The sequence below is a fragment of the Paenibacillus wuxiensis genome, from assembly GCF_040195695.1.
Classification (GTDB): domain Bacteria; phylum Bacillota; class Bacilli; order Paenibacillales; family Paenibacillaceae; genus Paenibacillus_B; species Paenibacillus_B suaedae.
In genome coordinates this window covers 228,261-248,675 of record NZ_JBEFZI010000003.1, presented here as the reverse complement: position 1 = coordinate 248,675, position 20,415 = coordinate 228,261, and the positions used below count along the sequence as shown (strand labels likewise).

Here is a 20,415-nt window from a genome sequence, read left to right as displayed (position 1 = left end):
AAGCGTCCCAGAGGGGGCGCTTTTTTTTGTGGATCTGAATCGTGTTGCAGGACGGCGGGACGGGAACTTGCTCATCCACACATATACGATCGAGCGGATCGTCCAACTGGTGAACGCGGCAGGCGTTATCGAAGCACTTTCTAATTTCATGATCGGCTCTCCACTAGTGAGGGAAGGAAGAGAAGGGGGATTCATCATATGCAACGGACACGCTTTACACGAGGGTTGATGCTGGCGCTCGTTATCATGATGACATTTGCGCTCGCTGCTTGCGGCGGCAAGGGTCAAGAAGCAGGACAAGGGAGTCAGGCAGAGGGGAACACGACTCAGGAGCAAGGAACGGATAAGTCGAAGGAGAAACGCGACATTAAGCTTGTGCTTGATTGGACGCCGAATACGAACCATACTGGCTTGTATGTCGCTAAGGAGAAGGGCTACTATGAGGAAGAAGGTCTGAATGTTGAGATATTGCAGCCGAGTACTGGCGCATCAGAGGCGATGATCGCATCGGGAGAAGCGCAATTCGGTGTTAGTGTTCAGGAAAGTATTACGATGGCTCGACAACAAAATGTTCCGATCGTGTCGATTGGTGCGATCATTCAGCATAATACATCAGGCTTTGCCGCGCCGAAGGACAAGAACATCAAGTCACCTAAGGACTTTGAAGGGAAAACGTATGGCGGCTGGGGCTCTCCGGTTGAGGAGATGATTATCCGCACGATTATGGAAAAGGACGGCGGCGACTACAGCAAGCTGAAGAGCGTCAACATGGGCAATGCCGATTACTTTACAGCCGTGAAGAAGGATATTGATTTCGCGTGGATCTTCTACGCTTGGACAGGTATCGAAGCAGAGCTTCGCGGTGAGCCGATTGATATGCTGTACGTCAATCAATATGCGAAGGAACTCGACTATTATACACCGGTTCTATCGACAAGCGAGAAGCTGATCAAAGAAGATCCTGAATTGATTAAGGCATTCATGCGTGCTACGTCCAAGGGCTATCAATATGCGATCGACAATCCAGAAGATGCAGCCAACCTGCTGCTTAAAGCTGTGCCGGATTTGAACAAAGACCTAGTTATCGCAAGCCAGAAATGGCTGAGTCCGAAGTATAAGGACGATGCACCTCGCTGGGGCGAGCAAAAGCGTGACGTATGGGCAAATTACATGAATTGGCTCGTGGGGAACAAATTAATGGATAAGAGCATTGATGTAGACAAGGCGTTTACGAATGACTTCTTGCCAGCTTCATAAGCCTATACGGTTATAGGAATCGGCAATGGGCGCATATGCGCCCTTTTGCTGTATATCGTTACCTGTGTATATCGTTACAGGGTATCGATACGAGATAATCGTCACCAAGACCGTTACAAGTTGATCATTACATGAGGATTGAGAAAGAGGAGGAGAAGCAAGATGGCGAACAGTTTAGTAAGCATTCAGATCGTTCCGAAGACGAAAAATGGGGAAGACGTAATTCCCTATGTAGATCGTGCAATCGAAGTCATTCAAGCATCGGGTGTGAAATATCAGGTAAATCCACTGGAGACAACGATGGAAGGCGAACTTAGCGAACTCTTCCGTATTATTGAGGATATGAACAAGGCCATGATTGAGATGGGAAGCAGCAATGTGTTGTCGCAAGTGAAGATTGTGTATAAGCCATCTGGCATTACGATGGATGAATTGACAGTGAAGTACCGGCCATGAGTGGACGTCGAATCGCGAAGATCGGCCCCCCGATCATTGCATTTATTATATTCCTCGCCATATGGCAGGCAGGAGTAATGGTGTCAGGCATTGAGAAATGGATGCTGCCCAGTCCGCTCGATATTGCACAAGAGGCTGTAAGCAATGGGGGCGGTCTGCTTATGCACACATGGGCTTCTGTTCAGTTGACGCTCATTGGCTTCTGTGTAGGCACAGCTGTGGGCCTGCTGCTGGCTTGTGCGCTTCATCCAATGCCGTGGCTGAAGCGGGCGATCTATCCACTTGTCATAGTCAGTCAGAATATCCCGACAATTGCGCTGCTGCCGCTGCTCATGATCTGGTTCGGCTTCGGTCTCATGCCGAAGATTGTCACCATTACGCTGGTGTGCTTTTTTCCCGTATGCGTGGCTACTCTGGATGGTCTTGCCCAGACAGACCGTACGATGATGAATTATATGCGTATGGCGGGCGCGAGCCGGTCGCAGCTGTTCTGGAAGCTGGAGCTGCCCCATGCACTTCCATCTGTCTTCTCAGGCTTGAAAATAGCAGGGACGTATAGCGTGATGAGTGCGATTATTTCCGAGTGGCTCGGGACGGACAAAGGGATCGGCTATTACATGGTACTGCAAAAAGCAGCTTATCGCACGGATCGAATGTTCGTGGCAATCGCAGTTGTCATTCTATTGAGCTTGGCCATGTTCGGCCTCGTATGTGCATTGGAACGGCTGCTCATTCATTGGCGCCGTGACAATAAACAGGGGTGAAGGGGGAGCGTTAAAGATGATCACAACAAACGAACAACAGCCAGTTGCCCAGCGAGATGCTGATCATGTGCATCAGCATGAGGCAGTACAGAAGCAGGCCGCTCTTGAGCTGCGTGATGTCAGCATGTCATTTGACGGTCGAGCGGGACGGCTTCATGTGCTCGATCAAGTATCCATTACGGTGCAAGCAGGAGAGTTCGTCTCAATTATTGGCCCATCCGGATCGGGGAAGAGCACACTGTTCCATCTTATTGGCGGTCTGCTTCGTCCATCAGAAGGGGATATTCTCGTCCATGGGCAGAACGTGGTTGGTCAGACAGGCCATATCAGCTATATGCCGCAGCAGCCCGCGTTGTTCCCATGGAGAACGGTGGAGGACAATGTTATCCTCGCTCCAGAAATTGCAGGCAAGCCGAAGAAGGAGGCGCGGGAGCAAGCGCGCCGCTGGCTAAGCAATGTTGGATTGACGGGTTATGAACGCTCGTATCCGCATGAGCTGTCCGGTGGCATGCAGCAGCGTGTCGCCTTCCTACGCGCAATGATGAGCCCCCATGAGCTGATGCTGCTTGATGAGCCGTTCAGTGCACTTGACGCGCTAACACGCAGTGATATGCAGCGCTGGCTCATTGACCTGTGGGAACGCAATCGCCGCTCGGTGCTGTTCATTACACACAGCATTGAGGAAGCGCTGCTGCTGTCAGATACGATATATGTACTATCCAACCGCCCCGCGCAAGTGTTAGAGCAAGTGGATGTTCCGTTCGTACGGCCGCGAACGGAAGCGCTGGCTTCTGAGGCCGAGTTCGTCCGCATGAAGCGCGAACTGTCCGATCTGCTGCGTAGTATACAATCTTCATCTCCTATACGTTGAAGCGTGAAGCTGTCTCTTAATAAGAGGCAGCTTTTTTTGGGGAGAATATAGAGATGAGATGCAGCCCTTTCTAATCCCTTATTGTCTATCCATCTCAAATCTTATATATGTATCCTGCCCGCTGCCTGGAATGACCCGCTGTTCATTTTCTGGTGGAAAAAGTTAGAGGCAAAGATTATAATTAAATCTCGTTAGACATGGATAGCCGTAACTCTGTGCATTGCTGTATAGAGATGACGGTGTGTCCTGAGGAGGAATGAATTCAAATGATTACGAAAGAAAGCAATCTGCGGATGGTCGTTGCCGGCCTGCTGCTTGGTATCCTGATGGCAGCCATGGACAATACGATTGTTGCAACGGCGATGCCAACGATTGTAGGCGAGATGGGCGGCTTCAATTTGTACGTGTGGGTGACGTCAGCCTACATGGTAGCGACAATGGCAGGGATGCCGATTTTCGGAAAGCTGTCCGACATGTATGGCCGCAAGCGGTTCTATGTGTTCGGTTTGCTCGTCTTCTTGGTCGGCAGTGCGCTGTGCGGAACGGCGGACAGCATGATTCAGCTTGCAATTTACCGCGCGATTCAAGGGATTGGCGGCGGTGCCGTCATGCCGATCGCGTTTACGATTATTTTCGATGTGTTCCCGCCTGAGAAACGGGGCAAGATGACGGGGCTATTTGGTGCGGTGTTCGGAGTATCGAGTGTGGCGGGCCCTCTGCTTGGCGCATACATTACCCAATATATCGGTTGGGAGTGGGTATTCTACATCAACTTGCCGCTTGGCCTTATCTCCTTATGGTTCATTATGCAGTTCTACAAGGAGAAGACTACGACCAAGAAGCAGCGCATTGATTGGGGCGGAGCCATTACGCTCGTTGTCGCAATCGTCAGCTTTATGTTCGCGCTTGAGCTTGGAGGCAAAGAGTACGCTTGGGATTCAACAGTTATTATCAGTCTATTTGCGATATTCCTTGTGTTCTTGATCGCCTTCTTGATCATTGAGACACGGGTGCAGGAACCGATTATTTCGTTCAATCTGTTCAAGCGCCGCTTGTTTGCGGCAAGCCAGGGTGTCGGCTTCTTCTACGGGGTGTCGTTCGTGATTGCTACCGTATATATCCCGCTGTTTGTCCAATGGGTATATGGAGGCTCGGCAACAGATAGTGGTCTCGTCTTGACACCGATGATGATCGGTTCCGTTGTGACGAGTTCGATTGCCGGTATTATGGTTGCGAAGCGCAGCTACCGCAGTTTGATGATCGTATCCGGTATTTTCTTCATCGGCGGTATGTTCGCGCTCAGTACGATTTCGACAGATACACCGCGTACGTTGTTGACGCTATATATGGTCTTAACGGGACTTGGTGTTGGCTTCTCCTTCTCCTTGCTCAGCATGTCCTCTATGCACGGCATGGAGTTTCATCAGCGTGGCGCAGCGAACTCGACCGCTTCCTTCTCACGCTCGCTTGGGATGACGATTGGTATCACCTTGTTCGGTACGATCCAGTCGCATATGTTCCAAGGGCGTTTACAGGAGGTAATGCCTGCGGGCGGTCCAGCGATGGAGCTTAAACCCGAGACACTAATGAGCGGGCAGATGGGCGATCTTCCGCCTGAAGTGGCCCGGGGTCTGACAACGGCTCTCGCGGACTCGATTGCTAGCACCTTCCAATGGGCCCTCATCCCAGTAGCATGTGCGCTTGTATGTATTGCGCTTATGGGGAATGCTCGGATGATTCGAGGGGATCAAGGTCAGGGTCGTGGCGGAAATTCGAATGAGGCAAGTGAATTGAGAGCCGGAGAAATGTAAAGAAAGCAAGGCCGTAGCCTTTGAAGTGAATCGCCGCAGGATACTCGTCTAAGACGTGACGCCTGCGGCGTTTTTTGAGATGGGGGTTGAACACAATGAACGAATATGAAGTGCATGTTGTGGATGCACATATACATATTGATGGATATAAGCAAGCAGCAGTCGCAGAACTGGAAGCGTCACTAAACCATCCATACTTGGATTATGTGATTGCGGTGTCTATGAATCTTGCCTCTTGCTACCACACCGAGCAATGGGCGAATCGTTATCCCGGCAAGGTACTCCCTGCATACGGATTCCATCCTGAGCAAGCTCTTCCAAGTGCTGACGAGCAGGAAGGGCTGCTGGCCTGGCTTGAGCTGCATAAGGAGAGCATGATTGCCATTGGTGAGGTTGGTTTGCCGTATTATATGCGGGAGGAGTCGCAGAAGCGCGGCGACTCATTTGACCGCTTGCCCTATATAGAGCTGCTTGAATTGTTTGTAGAGCGGGCTGCTGCATGGGATTTGCCAATTGTGCTTCACGCCGTGTACGATGACGCTCCGATTGTCGTTGATTTACTTGAGCGATATAGTGTGCGTCGCGCGCATTTTCACTGGTTCAAGGGAGATGGGAAGACGATATCCCGCATGGCTGACAACGGTTATTTCATCTCATTTACGCCAGACATCCATTATGAGGATGAGATCCGGGCGTTGGCCAGACAGTATCCAGTGGAGCAGGTGATGACGGAAACGGATGGACCATGGCCATTCGAAGGAGCGTATACAGGCCGACATACGATGCCCATGATGGCACGAGATGTTGCCATAGAGTGGGCCACTCTGCGAGGTATGGATATCATGGAAGCAACGAAACTGCTGCGTGCGAATGCGCGGCGCTGTTACGGGGTATAAAGGTAGAAAGGACACATGTTGATGCAGCAAGTATGCTGCTTGGCTTAGTCAATAAGAATAGATGATTGTAGATAGGAATTCGCTGATTTATGTGGATGGCGTATTTATGGATACTTAACAGGGGATTGTCCATACCCATACGAGTCAATGCTCCGACGAAGCACAGACAATCCCTTGCTTTTATGAGGTGGTGGTACCATGCGCAGCTCGCTGCAAGATGCTTTTCAATCCATTACAACACCATTGCAGCAATGAAACCTGCGACAAGCAGCGGCACATTGTAATGGAGGAAGGTTGGCACGCAGGTATCCCAAATATGATCGTGCTGCCCATCCGCGTTCAAGCCGGCCGTAGGACCAAGTGTACTGTCCGAGGCAGGTGAACCAGCATCACCCAGTGCGCCTGCTGTTCCGATAAGGGCAACAGTGGCTAGCGGGCTGAATCCTAGTCCGATGCACAGCGGCACGAATACAGTGGCGATAATCGGAATGGTGGAGAACGAGGAACCGATGCCAAGTGTAACAAGCAGTCCGATCGCAAGCATTAACAGCGCAGCTATTGCTCGGTTGTCGCCAACTGCCTCCACAGAAGCCCGCACAAGTGTCTCAATATGTCCCGTATCTCGCAGTACAGCGCCGAAGCCAGAGGCTGACATCATGACGAAGCCAATATAGGCCATCGACCGCATGCCGTCTGTTAGGACACGATCTGCTCTGCTCCATGGAATGACGCGTGATAGGATGAGGATTGCCAATCCGGCGGCCGCCCCATAGATCATAGATCCCGTGCTGAGCTGTACCGTCAGCATTGCCGCGATAGCAGCGAGTCCTGACCAAGCTGCCCACTTGTTTGTCTTTCCGTCTTGACCTGGAATGGGAGAAGATCCAGACTGCGTTGTTCCTTCTATTGTTGTGTATTGACGCGGCTTGCGATAAGAGATTGCAAGTGAGACAATAAGTCCGATCACCATACCAACAGCCGGAATCAGCATGGCTCGTGGGAGCAGTGATGCATCGACTGCAAGGCCATTCTTGGTTATATTGCCTGCTACGGTGTCGTGGAAGATTGCCCCGAATCCAACAGGCAGAAGCATGTATGGTGTAATAAGACCGAATGTAAGCGCGCATGCAACGGCTCTCCGATCGATGTGCAGTGAATTGAACAGCACGAGCAGCGGTGGAATGAGCACGGGAATGAAGGCGATATGCACGGGAACAGCATTTTGCGACATGCAAGCAATGAGTGCAATGGCGGCCAACACGAGATACCGTGCAGCGGCACGAGGAGCCTTCGTGCTATCCTTTCCCTGTACTAAGCTTACCGCGCCGCGCACCAGCTTGTCCGGCAATCCTGTTTCCGTCAAGCCAGCGGCGAATGCCCCCAGCAGTGCGTAGCTTAGAGCAATTCCGGCATTGTCTTTCAGTCCTTCTCCGAAGACATCGAGTACGCGAGATATGCTAAGGCCTCCTGCTAGCCCGCCTACAACAGTAGCTGTCAGCATCGCAAGTACAACATGTACGCGAAGCATACTTAATCCGAATAATATTGCCAATGATAGTAGTACTGCATTCATCGTCTGATGCCACCTTTATTTCAACTTTACGTTTGCGTCACTATGATACCTAATTAAAACATTACCACTTTACCATAGCAACGTACAATCATTTCCTGTAAAGCTCAACCTCTTTGTATTTTTAACGTACGATGTGTTCTTTACAAAAATTACTAATAATATCCGTCTTCGAACTGATGTGATCTTTGCCTGATTGCTATACACTAATAAAGTTCATGTCAAATTAGAGATAAATGAACTGCTATTTGTTATATGTGGAGGGAGAGTTGTCTATGACTCATGCACAATCTGGGAATGTACAGTCGGGCGAGAACAAGTCCGTCTTTAGTTTGTTCCGCAATCGCTTTGTCCAAGCGATTATGGTTGCGGGTCTATTTATGCAAATTGGGGTATGGGTACGGAACTTTGCTGTCCTTTTGTTTGTCATGGAAATGACGAATGGAGATCCGTTCGCCGTCTCAATGGTATCCGTAGCTGAGTTTGCGCCTATCTTTATTTTTTCCTTTATCGGAGGAACATTCGCAGACCGGTGGCGTCCAAAGCGGACCATGATATGGTGTGACTTCCTAAGTGCTTTGTCTGTGTTCGCCGTGATGTGGACGATCGTCTTAGGAGATTGGCATGCCGTTTTCTTCACGACCTTTATTTCGGCTATTTTGTCTCAATTCTCGCAGCCTTCATCCATGAAGCTGTTCAAGCAGCACGTGCCAGAGGAGATGCTGCAGGCCGGCATGTCGATATTCCAGACGATGGTAGCCTTGTTCATGGTTCTAGGTCCAGCAATCGGCACAACCATCTTCCAACATTATGGGATACAAGTGTCGCTTGTGATTACAGGGATTGCGTTCATTCTGTCGGCAGTAGCACTTCTGTTCCTTCCTGCTGATCATGCAGAGGACAAAGAGAAGCATAAGCAAACGAATGTGGCGCAGGAACTGGCGGCAGGCTTCCGCTATGTCATGAAGAGTCGCCTATTGAAGCCGCTTGGCGGTTGTTTTGCTTTTGCTGGATTGGCAATTGGATTGATTCAACCGATGGGTGCCTTCCTTGTAACTGAACGGCTTGGGTTGCCGAAGGAAAATCTTAGTTACTTGGTGATGGTTAACGGCGGTGCAATGCTTATTGGCGGTGCGCTAGCCATGGGCATTTCGAAGAAGCTGCTTCCGCAGCACATGCTGGCTGTCGGGATGCTGATGAGCAGCGGAGGCATGCTGATGGCAGGCCTCTCTACGCAGTTGTGGCTGACGTTGGTTGCTCAATTCATCAGTGGGTTGTTCTTGCCTTGCATTCAAATCGGGATTAACACGATGATTTTGCAAAATACTGAAGGTGATTTCATCGGTCGCGTTAATGGTATTCTTAGCCCGATGTTCACGGGTGCCATGGTACTGACGATGTCATTATCAGGAGGTATTAAGCAGCTTACTTCTATTGTATTTATATATGAGGTAGCAACCGTGCTCTTCATATTGGGTATTCTCGTGATGCTTCCAATCTTGCTTACGCGCAAGCCATCGCCGAATGATTCGCTTCAGCGGACGACAGGTACGGAAGGCTAATGCTTTTCAATACGAGAGATGCTGATTCTATTTGTCCGTAACAGACATACACGAATCCTGCTCGAATAGAATATCGGAACAACTGCGGCGGCCCATTGACATTGGGTACGCCGCGTGTTCATAATATAGGGATAATAGTTGCAAGACAGGTCAACAATTGATGACGAGAACGAGTACGCTATGAAGCAGTCTGAAGAGAGTCGACGGGTGGTGCGAGTCGATGGCTGACATGGCCGAATATCCTCTCCGAGATTCCCTGCTGAATGCGAACTGTGCGCCTCCTATTCTTTGGGGTTGCAGGGCACAGATGTGTGAGTAAGCAAGGACGGCAGTTCCACCGTTACCCGGATTCGCGATGAATACGCGGCCAAGCGCTGCAGCAGAACAGGTCGATTTCCGAAGAGGGAGCGATGTACAGCTGCAGAACAAGGGTGGTACCACGAGCTCAAACTCGTCCCTTCTTAGGGATGAGTTTTTTCTATTTGTAGAGGTTGTACTTTCATTATCACTGTGTACAAAATACGTATATTCGATCGAAAGCGAGGAACCGACAATGGAAACGACCCAAGCAGCACCTGCAGTTACTATGGAACATATCGTTCGTGCACATCACGTGCTCAAAGAAGTCATCGTTCGGACACCGCTTCAGCGTGACCCCATATTGTCCGCTAAGTATGACTGCAACGTGTACTTGAAGCGTGAGGATTTGCAGATTGTCCGCTCATTCAAGATTCGCGGCGCCTATAACATGATTCGCCACCTGACGGAGGAGGAGCTTGAGCGCGGTATCGTCTGTGCAAGCGCAGGCAACCATGCGCAGGGAGTCGCCTATTCCTGCCAAGCACTGCAAATTCAAGGCACGATCGTAATGCCGAGCACGACGCCAAGCCAGAAGGTAACGCAGGTGAAGCGTTTCGGTGGATCATATGTCAATGTCGTGCTGACTGGGGATACGTATGACGATGCGTACGAGGCAGCTATGAACATCTGTGACGAGAAGGGCAGTACGTTCATCCATCCGTTCGATGATCCTTATATCGTGGCGGGCAACGGAACGGTAGGCATGGAGATTATGGAGTCGCTGGAAGGCGCAGCAGACTATGTGTTCGTAACGATTGGCGGTGGCGGCTTGGCGGCGGGGGTAAGCACCTATGTGAAGACCGTTAGTCCAACAACTCGCATCATCGGTGTGGAGCCAGAAGGAGCAGCGTCGATGACTGCGGCATTGGAACGCAAGGAAGTACTTACGCTGGATACGATCGATAAGTTCGTCGATGGCGCTGCGGTCAAGCGGGTTGGACAACTGCCTTATGAAATTTGCTCGAATCTGCTGGATGATGTGATTCAGGTACCGGAAGGCAAGGCCTGTACGACAATTCTTCAGTTGTATAACGAGAATGCGATTGTAGTTGAACCCGCGGGCTCCCTACCGATTGCAGCCTTGGATCTGTACCGGGAACAGATTCGCGGTAAAAATATCGTATGTGTTATTAGCGGAGGCAACAATGATATTGATCGCATGCAGGAAATTAAAGAGCGTTCTCTCATTTATGAAGGCCTGAAATACTACTTCACGGTGAACTTCCCGCAGCGGGCAGGAGCCCTCCGTGAGTTCTTGCAGGATGTGCTCGGTCCGAACGATGATATTACGCGCTTCGAGTATAATAAGAAGCATAACAAGGACAATGGGTCTGCACTTGTCGGCATTGAGCTGAAGTATAAGGAAGATTATGAGCCGCTCATTGAGCGGATGAACAAGAGGGGCATCCAATACATTGAGGTGAACAAAGACAAGACGCTGTTCGATCTTCTGGTGTAATCGGATAGTACTTGGACTTGGATGATAGAACTGTTCGAGGGTTCAAGTTTGCACTCGCAGTACGCGAGGAGTGGACAATCGGTGTTGAACTCGCTGGACGATACGGGTATATTTATTAACAAAGTGTGTTAGGGCAAAGAAAGGTTGATGACTGGTGGACAATCCGAATCCAAATCATAGCTCCAACTTTATACGCAACATCATTGTTGATGACTTGAAGGAAGGCCGCGTAAACGATATCGTTACACGCTTTCCGCCTGAGCCGAACGGCTACTTGCATATCGGACACGCGAAGTCGATATGCTTGAACTTTGAGCTGGCGCGTGAGTTCAAAGGCCGTGCGCATCTGCGCTTCGATGATACGAATCCGCTGAAGGAAGATACTGAATACGTCGAGTCCATTAAAAAAGATGTGGAGTGGCTCGGCTTTAAGTGGGACGGACTCTTTTTCGCGTCTGACTACTTCGAAGAGATGTACAATCGTGCAGTATTGCTGATTAACAAGGGGCTTGCGTACGTAGACGATCTGTCTGCGGATCAAATTCGCGAGACACGCGGTACGCTCACAGAGCCTGGACAGAACAGCCCGTACCGGGAGCGTTCGGTAGAAGAGAATCTTGATCTGTTCGCTCGTATGCGGGGTGGCGAATTCGGCAACGGCGAGAAGGTGCTTCGTGCCAAAATCGACATGTCGTCACCGAACATTAACTTGCGTGACCCGGTTATTTACCGTATCGCGCACGCTACTCATCACAATACAGGCGATGCATGGTGCATCTACCCGATGTATGCATTCGCACATCCGCTTGAGGATGCAATTGAAGGTGTAACGCACTCGATCTGTACGGTTGAGTTCGAGGATCAACGTCCGTTGTATGACTGGGTCGTCGAGCAAAGCGAGATGGAGAAGACGCCGCATCAGTATGAATTCGGGCGCTTGAACTTGACGAATACCGTGATGAGTAAGCGTAAGCTGAAGCTGCTCGTAGACGAGAATGTTGTAGACGGTTGGGACGATCCGCGCATGCCGACTGTATCCGGTCTTCGCCGCCGTGGATTTACACCAGAGTCGATCCGTACGTTCTGTCGCGAGATCGGGGTAACGAAGTCGAGCGGTGTTATTGATTTTAAATATTTGGAGCACTTCCTGCGGGAAGACTTGAAGCTGAAGGCGCCACGGACAATGGGCGTATTGAAGCCGCTTAAGGTCGTCATTACGAACTATCCGGAAGGACAAGTAGAATGGCTGGATGCGGAAGTAAATCCAGAGAACCCGGAAATGGGCGTTCGCCAGATCCCATTCTCTCGCGAGATTTACATCGAGCAAGATGACTTTATGGAGAATCCGCCGAACAAGTACTTCCGCCTGTTCCCAGGCAATGAAGTGCGCTTGAAGCATGCGTACTTCATCAAATGCAACGACTTCGTGAAGGATGAGAACGGCAATGTAGTAGAGATCCATTGTACGTACGACCCTGAGACGAAGAGCGGAAGCGGGTTTACCGGCCGCAAAGTGAAAGGGACCCTTCACTGGGTGGATGCTACACATGCAGTTCCGGCTGAGTTCCGATTGTACGAGCCGCTCATTCTTGATGAGCAAGAGGAAGAGGACGAGTCCGCGTCCTTCTTGGAGCGCATTAACCCGAACTCCCTCGTGGTGGAGCAAGGCTTCATCGAGCCGAATATGAAGGATGTGGAGCCGCATGACAAGTTCCAATTCTTCCGTCACGGGTACTTCAATGTGGATCCGAAAAGCTCAGAACCAGGCAAGCCTGTGTTCAACTTGACGGTATCCTTGAAGAGCTCGTTCGCATTACCGAAGCAGTAAGAAATAACGGGAGTGACCTTGTGTCCCCTATAGCGCCGCATCTTGACGCGATAGACACCTGCTGGTGTGCTGTTGATCGATAGTGAAACAGTGCATCTAGCAGGCGTGAAGATGAAGGAGGTCTTTCGATGAAAGGCAAAGTCGTATTACTAACATCAGATACAATTGGTGCTGCTGAGAATGGCCTTGGAGCAACGATTCTGGAGACATTCCTGACACTTGTGAAGCAGCAGGAACAGCTTCCAGCCGCAGTGTTCTGCATGAATCGCGGAGTGCTCGCGCTGACTTCTCAATCGCTCGCATCCTTGCAGCTTGCTGAGCTGGAGAAGCTCGGTGTGCCAGTGCTTGCTTGCAAGACATGTGCTGATCATTATGGAATTGCAGACAAGCTGGCAGCAGGGCAAATCTCTGGCATGGGTACGTTCGTCGAACTCGCAGCCAGTCATGAAGTGCTGACTATTGGATAGCGGCTAGGCTTAAGTTGCATAACAACAGCTCAATGATGGAGCTGCCCACAAGACCGGATTCTCTACGGAGAGTCCGGTCTTTGCTTTTTATGTAAGGGGCACGGATTCTATCTAGTAATGGAATCAGATGTAAAGACAGGCAGAATGAACTTATCAAGAGGTGTGGAATAATAGATTTTCTTCATTCATACGTATAATCACGAGATTACGTAAAGGATGGGGATGAGGATGGCTGTAGGAGCGCGATTTATTAAGGTGGCTGCTTTTTATTTCGTTATCGGCGTACTTGCAGGACTGATTGCAGGCGCAACGAAGCAATTTCAATATGCGTCGCTTCATGCGCATATCAGCTTGCTGGGATGGGTATCGCTCGCCATCAGCGGACTTGTATACGTGAGGTTCCCGAAGGCGGGGGATAGTTCGCTTGGCAACGTGCATTTCTGGCTGCACAACATCGGACTTCCAATTTTTCTTGTTGGATTAGCATTAGCGGTTAATGAGGTAGCGGCTGCGACGGCCTTGTTGATCGGGGGCGGAGTGATTTCAGTGCTGGCGGCTTTGGTATTTGCCCTTAATGTATGGAGTAATGTGAAATCATAAGCTGCTTGTACGTGAAAGATGATGCGTGAGATGATGTCGGAGTCATGAGAGGGAATGGAGTAGCATCTTCATCATGTATACGGAATGAACAGGAAAGGCAGGAACAGCGCTATGAACTGCACCTCCAATCGCTAGATGGTGTCTAACAATTGGGGTGCAGTTCACTACCGATCCTGCCTTTCTGCCATTTATGCAATTGATTATCCGATCCCTATTCCTATAGACGAACTGCGGTAGATACCGATTCATCGATAATCTCATCGGCAGTGACTTCGCGTCCTAGCGCACTGGACATATAGATGCCCTGGCTGATCAGCATCGTATTCAGTGCCAGCTCTGCGGTAGGAAGCAGCGGTACAATCCCGTTCAGCGCTGCAATCCAATGACCTTGGGAAGAATCATAAGCCCATTCATTCGGATTAAGAAGGTGTCTGCGACGATTCATCGCTTGGACGTCCACTGTTGCGTTGAGATCCATATCTGACACAGTATGATGGAAACTGAACGGATGCTGTCCTTGGCTCGTTTGGTATGGCATGCGAAGTCCGCCCTTGGAGCCCACTATGCTGCTTCCTTCGAAGCCATCCAAGTAGATTGCCCACGCTTCGATGATATCGAGCGTCAAGCCTCCCTCGAATTTTACGAGACCGAGGCCGAGCTCTTCAACGTCGAATTTGCTAGTTTCCCGGCGTTCCTGGAGCATCTCCATCTCTTGATAGGTCTGTCCGCTAATCCGTGTTACCCGAGGCATACCAAGCAAGTAAAGCAGCTGAGAGATATGGTATACGCCCATATCGTATAGGGCGCCTCCAGAAGCGATGGATTTCTGCGTGAAGGACGGAGTGCCATAGCCGTCAACATAAGGTCGTCCACGACGGCGGAAGCCCGTTGAACGAGCGTGGTACAGCTTGCCTAGCTGCCCATCCTCAATTAGCGTCTTTGCGGCCTTCGTCTCCGCGTTATATAAGGTAGCAAGCTGGATATGCAGCTTGCGTCCGGTTGCCTTAGCAGCTTCAAGCATGGCTGCACCGTCATAATAAGAACCGGCAATCGGCTTCTCGCAATATACATGCTTGCCTGCTTCCAATGCTGCTATGGTGATTGGCGCATGGAAGTTGTTGTGCAGGCATACATCAACAGCCTCAATATCATCACGCTTCAGCAGCTCGCGGAAGTCCGTATACACATGCGGGACTTGATACTGCTCGGCTACTTTCCGAGCTTCTGCTTCATTCACATCGCACACAGCAACGATTTCTGCACCGCTGACGCGGGCGTATTCATCCAGATGATGCTTGCCGATTTGTCCGACGCCAATGATGGCAATACGTTTTGATTCCATCGTTCTCCCCCTTGGTACTCTGTTCTAAGCAGCTAGGCTGCATCTGCATGCGGGAGCGCTGTTGCGGGGGCGCAGCGTAACAGGAATTACACGGAGCTCTCCCTGTTAGGCGGGCAATGAAGCCAGATGACCCTTCAGCTTCCCGATAGCCTCTTCCATAGCAGTTAGCTGTTCATGTGGCGCATTGTACTCAATTGCCCAATACCCGTCATAACCAGCGTTCTTCAATGATGCCAATCGTTCCTTGGCATGCGGTGATTCAATCAAGCGATAATCAACATGGGTATGTCGTACCCATGGCGCAGCCTGCAGGTCGCCTTCCGCGGCATAAGCGTCTAATGTGTCCGATGACGTCATGCGAAGCGAGAAGGAATCTCCCGTAGGCTTCCATCGCCCAAGATGAAGCAGAATTCCGTAGTTCGGGTGATTTACTGCTTCAGATATGCGAACCAGCGTGTCAGGTTGCAGCGCACAGCCGGTATGATTCTCAGGCCCAACCCAGTACCCTCCCTCAGCAGCGCGCTGTGCGTACTCACGGTATCGCATCGTGATGTATTCAAATGCCTCATCGCTGAGCACATCATCTCCATGGTGAACAGCATCAATACGTACAGACTGTGCCCCCATAATTTCGGCTGCGCGCAGATGGGCAAGTGCATTCTGATGCAGTGCCTCGCGTATTTCTGGATCGGGATCCCAGATGTGGGCTCGATCAACCGCAATATTCACGAGAGCCATCTCTCGTTCCATAAGTGCGTCGCGAATTCGCTGCAGCATATCATCATCCGCAACCTGCCATAGCGGGCGTGTCGTATCTGCAAAAAAGGCGTTCCAGAAATCAATGGCCTGCAATTGGTACCGTTTATGGACAGTTGCAATATAAGCGAAAATATCCATCTTGCCCTCAACTCGCAAATTATTGAACGAAAATCCGCCAATAGATAGTTTCATGCTGTTCCTCCTTATGCGAAAGGTGATGAGCTTGCTTTCGTATCTTGGGAATAATGAACTTGAAACTCGGTATTTCATCTGTGAGAAGGTATGGGAAGTGAGTTTGATTCGAGAGTAGCAGATTGTGTAAGCGTGGACAATGTGCTAAATTCGCCATAATGACACCGTTTTCATATTAAATGAATACTTGAACGCACTGTATCTTCAGAATACGGACGATTGCACATATCGAGATTGGCAGCGGGAAAATAAAAAGCCCGCAAAAGCTGCGGGCTGAAGAATGTCTCGTAGGATGACTATAGAACGCGCTTGGCACCGACATACGTGCGCTTGGACCATGAAGATGACATGCTGGTCACTACGACTTGGTATGCACTGCCTGAAGAAGCATTCAAGTATTGGTTATTGCCGATATAGACACCAACGTGAGAGATTGTGCTGCCATTGTTCGCGAAGAATACGAGATCGCCAGGTATTGGATTGCTTACGCGATATCCGACATTATACATCTCTCGGGATGTCCTTGGCAGCGATACGCCGTTCTTACGGAATATATATTGAATATATCCCGAGCAGTCGAAGCCGCTAGGTGTTGATCCGCCCCATACATACGGTACGCCGAGGTAACTGCGTCCTGTGTTGATGATGCGAGAAGCTGCGCTTTGTACAGAAGCGGTCGTGACAGACTTCTTTTGCGGAACGCGATCAACGCGAGGAATACTCTTCAAATAATCGGGTGTCCACTCAAAATCCAAATCAAAAGCGTTCATCAAAAAACGAAACGGAATATATGTATTATCTCTGTATGTCCAAGGCTTGCCACCCATGTCAATCGTCTCGCCATTCACATCGGCAGAAGCGCTGTCTGTACGGAAACGGACAGTCGTCATACCATTCGAGAATTCAACATTGTTCACGCTGGAGTTGACAGCGGACCAAGACAGGGAGTAACCCATTTGCTCCGCGAAGGCGCGGACTGGGACATACATATTTTGATTTTCATCAATAATGGGAATAATATCGGTAAATTGTAAGGCATTACCGTTGACGTGGATCGTGGCTTGCTTAGGCGCGTCGGCAGCAAAAGCCTTCGTACCTAGTGTGCTATCTGCAAACAGCAAGCATCCGATGACTGCGCTTGCTGCAAGAGCAGTCCGTATGGCGGTTTTCACTACATCTCCTCCTCAGCTGTTAAAAATGTAAATTGATTACTAAAAAATCGACAAAACCAGACTAACATAATTTTAAAAAAGCTGGCAATAGTCTGGAAGTATTAAAAATGACAAAAATGTAACTAAACTGTAACCGAAGTGTTAACCCTTATACAGCAAGGGATTTGAGGAATTTGAATTGAATACGAACTGTGAAAAAATAATAATGGAAATGTAAGTAGATGTTATTTCTGTTGCAATTTATTCGATATTCGACTGAAAACAGGCGCAGCAAACTCAGGCCTGGCGCGGAGAACGCTGTAATAGTGAAATAGAACAGAGGAGAGGTGACAGTCTTGCAAGTCCATGTAAAAGAAATGAAACCACATGAATGGATCGGTAGTTGCGGCAATAATCAAATCATGATCAGGCAACAGGCAGATTCGTCTGGATCTGCTTCATTAAATAGGCCCTTCGACCTATGGATGATGAGCTTAGCATTCGCGGTTGCGGAATCGATTCGCAGTTATGCAACGGAGAAAGCATGGGATTTACAGTCCCTTCAAGTCGATGCGGTGGATGAAGTGAGTGATCAGGGCAAGCTCCTGTACGTTACATTTCACATAACAGCAGCTGGACTTCAGAAGGAAGAACGCGACGAAGTATTCAGTGCAGTGCGGACTACTTGTACACTGCTAAGACTGGTGAACAAAGAGATTGAAATGTATTTTGCTGATCGGCTTGCGAACGAATGAATGAAGCCGCAATAAAACCCAGCACCCTCTATAGGATGCTGGGTTTCTTCATACACCCTCAATTGGAATATATTAATAATTCTAAAAGATATCGTTTGTGTCGTATATATGTAATCATAGAGGTAGGGCGAAGATCCATCTCATGCAACAATAGATTCACACTTTGAGTTATGTTCAATATATTGATTATGATATTATAAAGCTTGAAGACACGCAGCTGAATAGGGTGATTATCCTTAGCTGTGAATGTGAAGTATAGGAAAAAGAAAGCGGTACCGAACCGCTACCGTGCTCGTGTGCCGGCAAGGGATGGAGGTATAGGCCTTGTTGAAACCGTTTCACCAGATGTATCAGAAGCACTTTAAGAAGAAATTATTCAATAAATTAATTGCGATATATTCACTCATTGCAGTTGCTTCCTTAGTGACGGTATCTGTGTTTGCCTATGAGTTCTTTGCGCGTAAGGATGTCAGCAACGCACTCATGGAGCAGCAGCGCACGGTAGATACCATTAACCGATACATTGATCAGAAGAATGATCTAGCCCAGGCGATCGTCCAGCAGGTGTATCAGGATAATCTGCTCATCCAGGATACCGTCTACTTGCTGAATGAGGGATATGAACAATATATCCGCTATCGCTTGGATGCCTACAGCTCGAGCAACATGTTCTATGTGCGCAAGATGCAGGAATTCTTCATGCTCCAGTTCTGGAAGGATCCCGATTTGCAAAATATTAATCTCATAAGCCCTACGAAGCAGTTCGCTTATATGTATACAAGTGATGGAGTGAAGGGCGGGCTCTATGACTGGAGCCAAGATCCGCAGATGAATACACAGTGGAAGATGAATCGCTATGGTGAACGCGTCTCTTCTTATACGAATCAGAGTAAAAAGGAAGAGACTTCAGCCGATATACAAGATATACCGTTACTGCGGCACTCGGATCGCTTGGTCGATATGCTTGACCAAGATGGATCCAAGCGATTAGAGAAGCAGGCTCAGGCTTCTATTCCTACAAAGACCAATGTGATTAAGTCAGAGTCGGAGAAGCTGCCGCTTATCAGCTTCACGAATCGAGTGAGCAGTCCAGAATCTTTGCTGACAGCAGGACACATTACGATTGATTTCAATGCGAACGGAATTGGGCGTCAGATTGGGTATTCCCTTCGAGGTGAGCAATGGATTGTACTGGATCAAAAAGGTGAGATCATCTATCCGGCTTCCCAATCACAGGGGACGTCGACATGGGCCGATGTTGAGGAACTGTCCAAGCTCGAGCGCAATAAGCCGCAGTCGATTCAGGTAGATGGGAAGTCCTCCTATGTAACGGTCTCTCAGACGAATAAGCTGGGACTGTATGTTGTAGGCGCATTGCCGGAGGCAGCCATTACCGATCATTTGTCTGGACTGAAGAATACGATTGGCATTGTGACGATACTCTGTATATTTGCCGTTCTGATGGTGACATATTTATCGGTACTCCATTTATCCCGCCGTACGCAGACGATTGTGATGGCGATGAAGAAAGTGCAGGAAGGCAATTTGAACGCAAGGTTGCCCGTTACGCGTGAAGATGAGCTCGGTCTCATCGCGGGTAGTTTCAATCAGATGTGTGAGGATTTGAAGCAGTACATTAATAAGGTGTATAAGTCCGAATTGAAGCAGAAACACGCGGAACTGATAGCGCTGCAGGCGCAAATTAAGCCGCACTTCCTATATAACACGTTAGAGGTTATCCGGATGCGGGCAGTATCCAAGGGCGCTCATGATGTCGGGGAAATGATCTACAGCCTGGCAGCGATGTTCCGTCATATGGTCAAGGACAAGACGATCATTACCGTGAACGAAGAGATTGAGAATTGCCGCCGATACTTGGAGCTGACCCGAATACGATATCGAGACAAGCTGCAATTCACCATTCAAATGGATGAGCGGCTTGGCGGCTATAATACGATGAAGCTGTCGGTTCAGCCACTCATCGAGAATTATCTCGTACATGGCATTGTCTTGGATCGGAAGGATAATCATATCCGCATTGAGGTTACGCAGCACCAGGGAGATCTGATCATTCGGGTGAGCGATAATGGCAAGGGGATTGAACCAGAACGGCTGCAGGAGATTCAGAATGATCTGGAGCAGCCGCAAATTCAGGATCACGGTTCGCTTGGTCTGAAGAATGTGCAAGAGCGCCTCCGCATTCTGTATGGGAATGAATATGGATTGACGATAGACAGTACCTTGCATGTAGGTACGACGGCAACCGTTCGGGTGCCGCTGCAATAATAGCGTGGTGAACACTTCTAGTACCACTT

Annotated in this window: 18 protein-coding genes and 1 other annotated feature; of the genes, 14 read left to right on the top strand and 4 right to left on the bottom strand. The window is 49.4% G+C overall.

Annotation, left to right across the window (positions count from 1 at the left end):
• Nucleotides 1–28 precede the first annotated feature (28 nt).
• The 7 genes from ABN764_RS07410 (at nucleotide 29) to ABN764_RS07380 (ending at nucleotide 6,055) form a co-directional block, all read left to right on the top strand.
• Nucleotides 29–229 (top strand): hypothetical protein, encoded by a 201-nt coding sequence (locus ABN764_RS07410; protein WP_021257243.1) that lies wholly within the window; start codon nucleotides 29–31, stop codon nucleotides 227–229.
• On the top strand, nucleotides 199–1,257 hold the full coding sequence (locus ABN764_RS07405; protein ID WP_021257242.1) for an ABC transporter substrate-binding protein: 1,059 nt from the start codon (nucleotides 199–201) through the stop codon (nucleotides 1,255–1,257). Before ABN764_RS07410 ends, ABN764_RS07405 begins: the two co-directional genes overlap by 31 nt.
• Nucleotides 1,258–1,419: 162 nt before the next feature.
• A complete protein-coding gene (locus ABN764_RS07400; protein ID WP_021257241.1) occupies nucleotides 1,420–1,713 on the top strand; it encodes a thiamine-binding protein in 294 nt (97 codons plus the stop codon).
• Nucleotides 1,710–2,477 (top strand): ABC transporter permease, encoded by a 768-nt coding sequence (locus ABN764_RS07395; protein ID WP_174810660.1) that lies wholly within the window; start codon nucleotides 1,710–1,712, stop codon nucleotides 2,475–2,477. The genes ABN764_RS07400 and ABN764_RS07395 overlap by 4 nt, the downstream gene beginning before the upstream one ends.
• Nucleotides 2,478–2,493: 16 nt before the next feature.
• Entirely contained in the window at nucleotides 2,494–3,348 is an 855-nt protein-coding gene (locus tag ABN764_RS07390) for an ABC transporter ATP-binding protein (RefSeq protein ID WP_174810661.1), read from the top strand.
• Between the two features lie 266 nt (nucleotides 3,349–3,614).
• The gene (locus tag ABN764_RS07385) at nucleotides 3,615–5,159 is read left to right on the top strand and encodes an MDR family MFS transporter (protein WP_142544872.1); all 1,545 of its coding nucleotides are present in this window, start codon (nucleotides 3,615–3,617) and stop codon (nucleotides 5,157–5,159) included.
• Nucleotides 5,160–5,254: 95 nt separating this feature from the next.
• On the top strand, nucleotides 5,255–6,055 hold the full coding sequence (locus ABN764_RS07380) for a TatD family hydrolase (RefSeq protein WP_446671444.1): 801 nt from the start codon (nucleotides 5,255–5,257) through the stop codon (nucleotides 6,053–6,055).
• 232 nt (nucleotides 6,056–6,287) lie between these two features.
• Here the strand turns inward: ABN764_RS07380 and ABN764_RS07375 are convergent, their stop codons facing one another.
• Nucleotides 6,288–7,628 (bottom strand): Na+/H+ antiporter family protein, encoded by a 1,341-nt coding sequence (locus ABN764_RS07375; protein WP_446671443.1) that lies wholly within the window; start codon nucleotides 7,626–7,628, stop codon nucleotides 6,288–6,290.
• Nucleotides 7,629–7,900: 272 nt separating this feature from the next.
• On the opposite strand from ABN764_RS07375, the gene ABN764_RS07370 reads away from it, so the two are divergent.
• From ABN764_RS07370 to ABN764_RS07350, 5 genes are all read left to right on the top strand, one after another.
• Nucleotides 7,901–9,187, top strand: coding sequence for an MFS transporter (locus ABN764_RS07370; RefSeq protein ID WP_021257235.1), 1,287 nt, complete (start codon nucleotides 7,901–7,903; stop codon nucleotides 9,185–9,187).
• A 151-nt stretch (nucleotides 9,188–9,338) separates the two neighbouring features.
• Nucleotides 9,339–9,649 (top strand) — a binding site (T-box leader).
• A 91-nt stretch (nucleotides 9,650–9,740) separates the two neighbouring features.
• Entirely contained in the window at nucleotides 9,741–11,006 is a 1,266-nt protein-coding gene (gene ilvA / locus ABN764_RS07365) for a threonine ammonia-lyase IlvA (protein WP_021257234.1), read from the top strand.
• A gap of 154 nt (nucleotides 11,007–11,160) precedes the next feature.
• Complete coding sequence (locus tag ABN764_RS07360) at nucleotides 11,161–12,834, top strand: glutamine--tRNA ligase/YqeY domain fusion protein (protein WP_268624114.1); 1,674 nt, start codon at nucleotides 11,161–11,163, stop codon at nucleotides 12,832–12,834.
• Nucleotides 12,835–12,962: 128 nt separating this feature from the next.
• Nucleotides 12,963–13,301, top strand: a complete 339-nt coding sequence (locus ABN764_RS07355) for a DsrE family protein (RefSeq protein WP_021257232.1) — start codon at nucleotides 12,963–12,965, stop codon at nucleotides 13,299–13,301.
• Nucleotides 13,302–13,529: 228 nt separating this feature from the next.
• Entirely contained in the window at nucleotides 13,530–13,901 is a 372-nt protein-coding gene (locus ABN764_RS07350; RefSeq protein ID WP_446671442.1) for a cytochrome-c oxidase, read from the top strand.
• 217 nt (nucleotides 13,902–14,118) lie between these two features.
• On the opposite strand, the gene ABN764_RS07345 is transcribed toward ABN764_RS07350, so the two are convergent.
• From ABN764_RS07345 to ABN764_RS07335, 3 genes are all read right to left on the bottom strand, one after another.
• Nucleotides 14,119–15,243 (bottom strand): Gfo/Idh/MocA family protein, encoded by a 1,125-nt coding sequence (locus tag ABN764_RS07345; RefSeq protein ID WP_268624113.1) that lies wholly within the window; start codon nucleotides 15,241–15,243, stop codon nucleotides 14,119–14,121.
• Between the two features lie 105 nt (nucleotides 15,244–15,348).
• Nucleotides 15,349–16,194 (bottom strand): sugar phosphate isomerase/epimerase family protein, encoded by an 846-nt coding sequence (locus tag ABN764_RS07340; protein WP_446671441.1) that lies wholly within the window; start codon nucleotides 16,192–16,194, stop codon nucleotides 15,349–15,351.
• A gap of 296 nt (nucleotides 16,195–16,490) precedes the next feature.
• Nucleotides 16,491–17,366: a C40 family peptidase gene (locus ABN764_RS07335; protein WP_446671440.1), complete on the bottom strand. Its 876-nt coding sequence runs from the start codon at nucleotides 17,364–17,366 to the stop codon at nucleotides 16,491–16,493.
• Between the two features lie 335 nt (nucleotides 17,367–17,701).
• On the opposite strand from ABN764_RS07335, the gene ABN764_RS07330 reads away from it, so the two are divergent.
• Nucleotides 17,702–18,100: an OsmC family protein gene (locus ABN764_RS07330; RefSeq protein WP_028533371.1), complete on the top strand. Its 399-nt coding sequence runs from the start codon at nucleotides 17,702–17,704 to the stop codon at nucleotides 18,098–18,100.
• 324 nt (nucleotides 18,101–18,424) lie between these two features.
• Nucleotides 18,425–20,386: a sensor histidine kinase gene (locus ABN764_RS07325; protein ID WP_446671439.1), complete on the top strand. Its 1,962-nt coding sequence runs from the start codon at nucleotides 18,425–18,427 to the stop codon at nucleotides 20,384–20,386.
• The last annotated feature ends 29 nt before the right edge of the window (nucleotides 20,387–20,415 follow it).

What these genes read in the sequence shown, in the direction of transcription:
- ABN764_RS07385 (WP_142544872.1), top strand. Translation starts at nt 3,615, where the DNA reads ATGATTACGAAAGAAAGCAATCTGCGGATGGTCGTTGCCGGCCTGCTG.
- ABN764_RS07405 (WP_021257242.1), top strand. Translation starts at nt 199, where the DNA reads ATGCAACGGACACGCTTTACACGAGGGTTGATGCTGGCGCTCGTTATC.
- ABN764_RS07395 (WP_174810660.1), top strand. Translation starts at nt 1,710, where the DNA reads ATGAGTGGACGTCGAATCGCGAAGATCGGCCCCCCGATCATTGCATTT.
- ABN764_RS07340 (WP_446671441.1), bottom strand. Translation starts at nt 16,194, where the DNA reads ATGAAACTATCTATTGGCGGATTTTCGTTCAATAATTTGCGAGTTGAG.
- ABN764_RS07345 (WP_268624113.1), bottom strand. Translation starts at nt 15,243, where the DNA reads ATGGAATCAAAACGTATTGCCATCATTGGCGTCGGACAAATCGGCAAG.
- ABN764_RS07380 (WP_446671444.1), top strand. Translation starts at nt 5,255, where the DNA reads ATGAACGAATATGAAGTGCATGTTGTGGATGCACATATACATATTGAT.
- ABN764_RS07370 (WP_021257235.1), top strand. Translation starts at nt 7,901, where the DNA reads ATGACTCATGCACAATCTGGGAATGTACAGTCGGGCGAGAACAAGTCC.
- ABN764_RS07390 (WP_174810661.1), top strand. Translation starts at nt 2,494, where the DNA reads ATGATCACAACAAACGAACAACAGCCAGTTGCCCAGCGAGATGCTGAT.
- ABN764_RS07375 (WP_446671443.1), bottom strand. Translation starts at nt 7,628, where the DNA reads ATGAATGCAGTACTACTATCATTGGCAATATTATTCGGATTAAGTATG.
- ilvA (WP_021257234.1), top strand. Translation starts at nt 9,741, where the DNA reads ATGGAAACGACCCAAGCAGCACCTGCAGTTACTATGGAACATATCGTT.
- ABN764_RS07400 (WP_021257241.1), top strand. Translation starts at nt 1,420, where the DNA reads ATGGCGAACAGTTTAGTAAGCATTCAGATCGTTCCGAAGACGAAAAAT.
- ABN764_RS07350 (WP_446671442.1), top strand. Translation starts at nt 13,530, where the DNA reads ATGGCTGTAGGAGCGCGATTTATTAAGGTGGCTGCTTTTTATTTCGTT.
- ABN764_RS07355 (WP_021257232.1), top strand. Translation starts at nt 12,963, where the DNA reads ATGAAAGGCAAAGTCGTATTACTAACATCAGATACAATTGGTGCTGCT.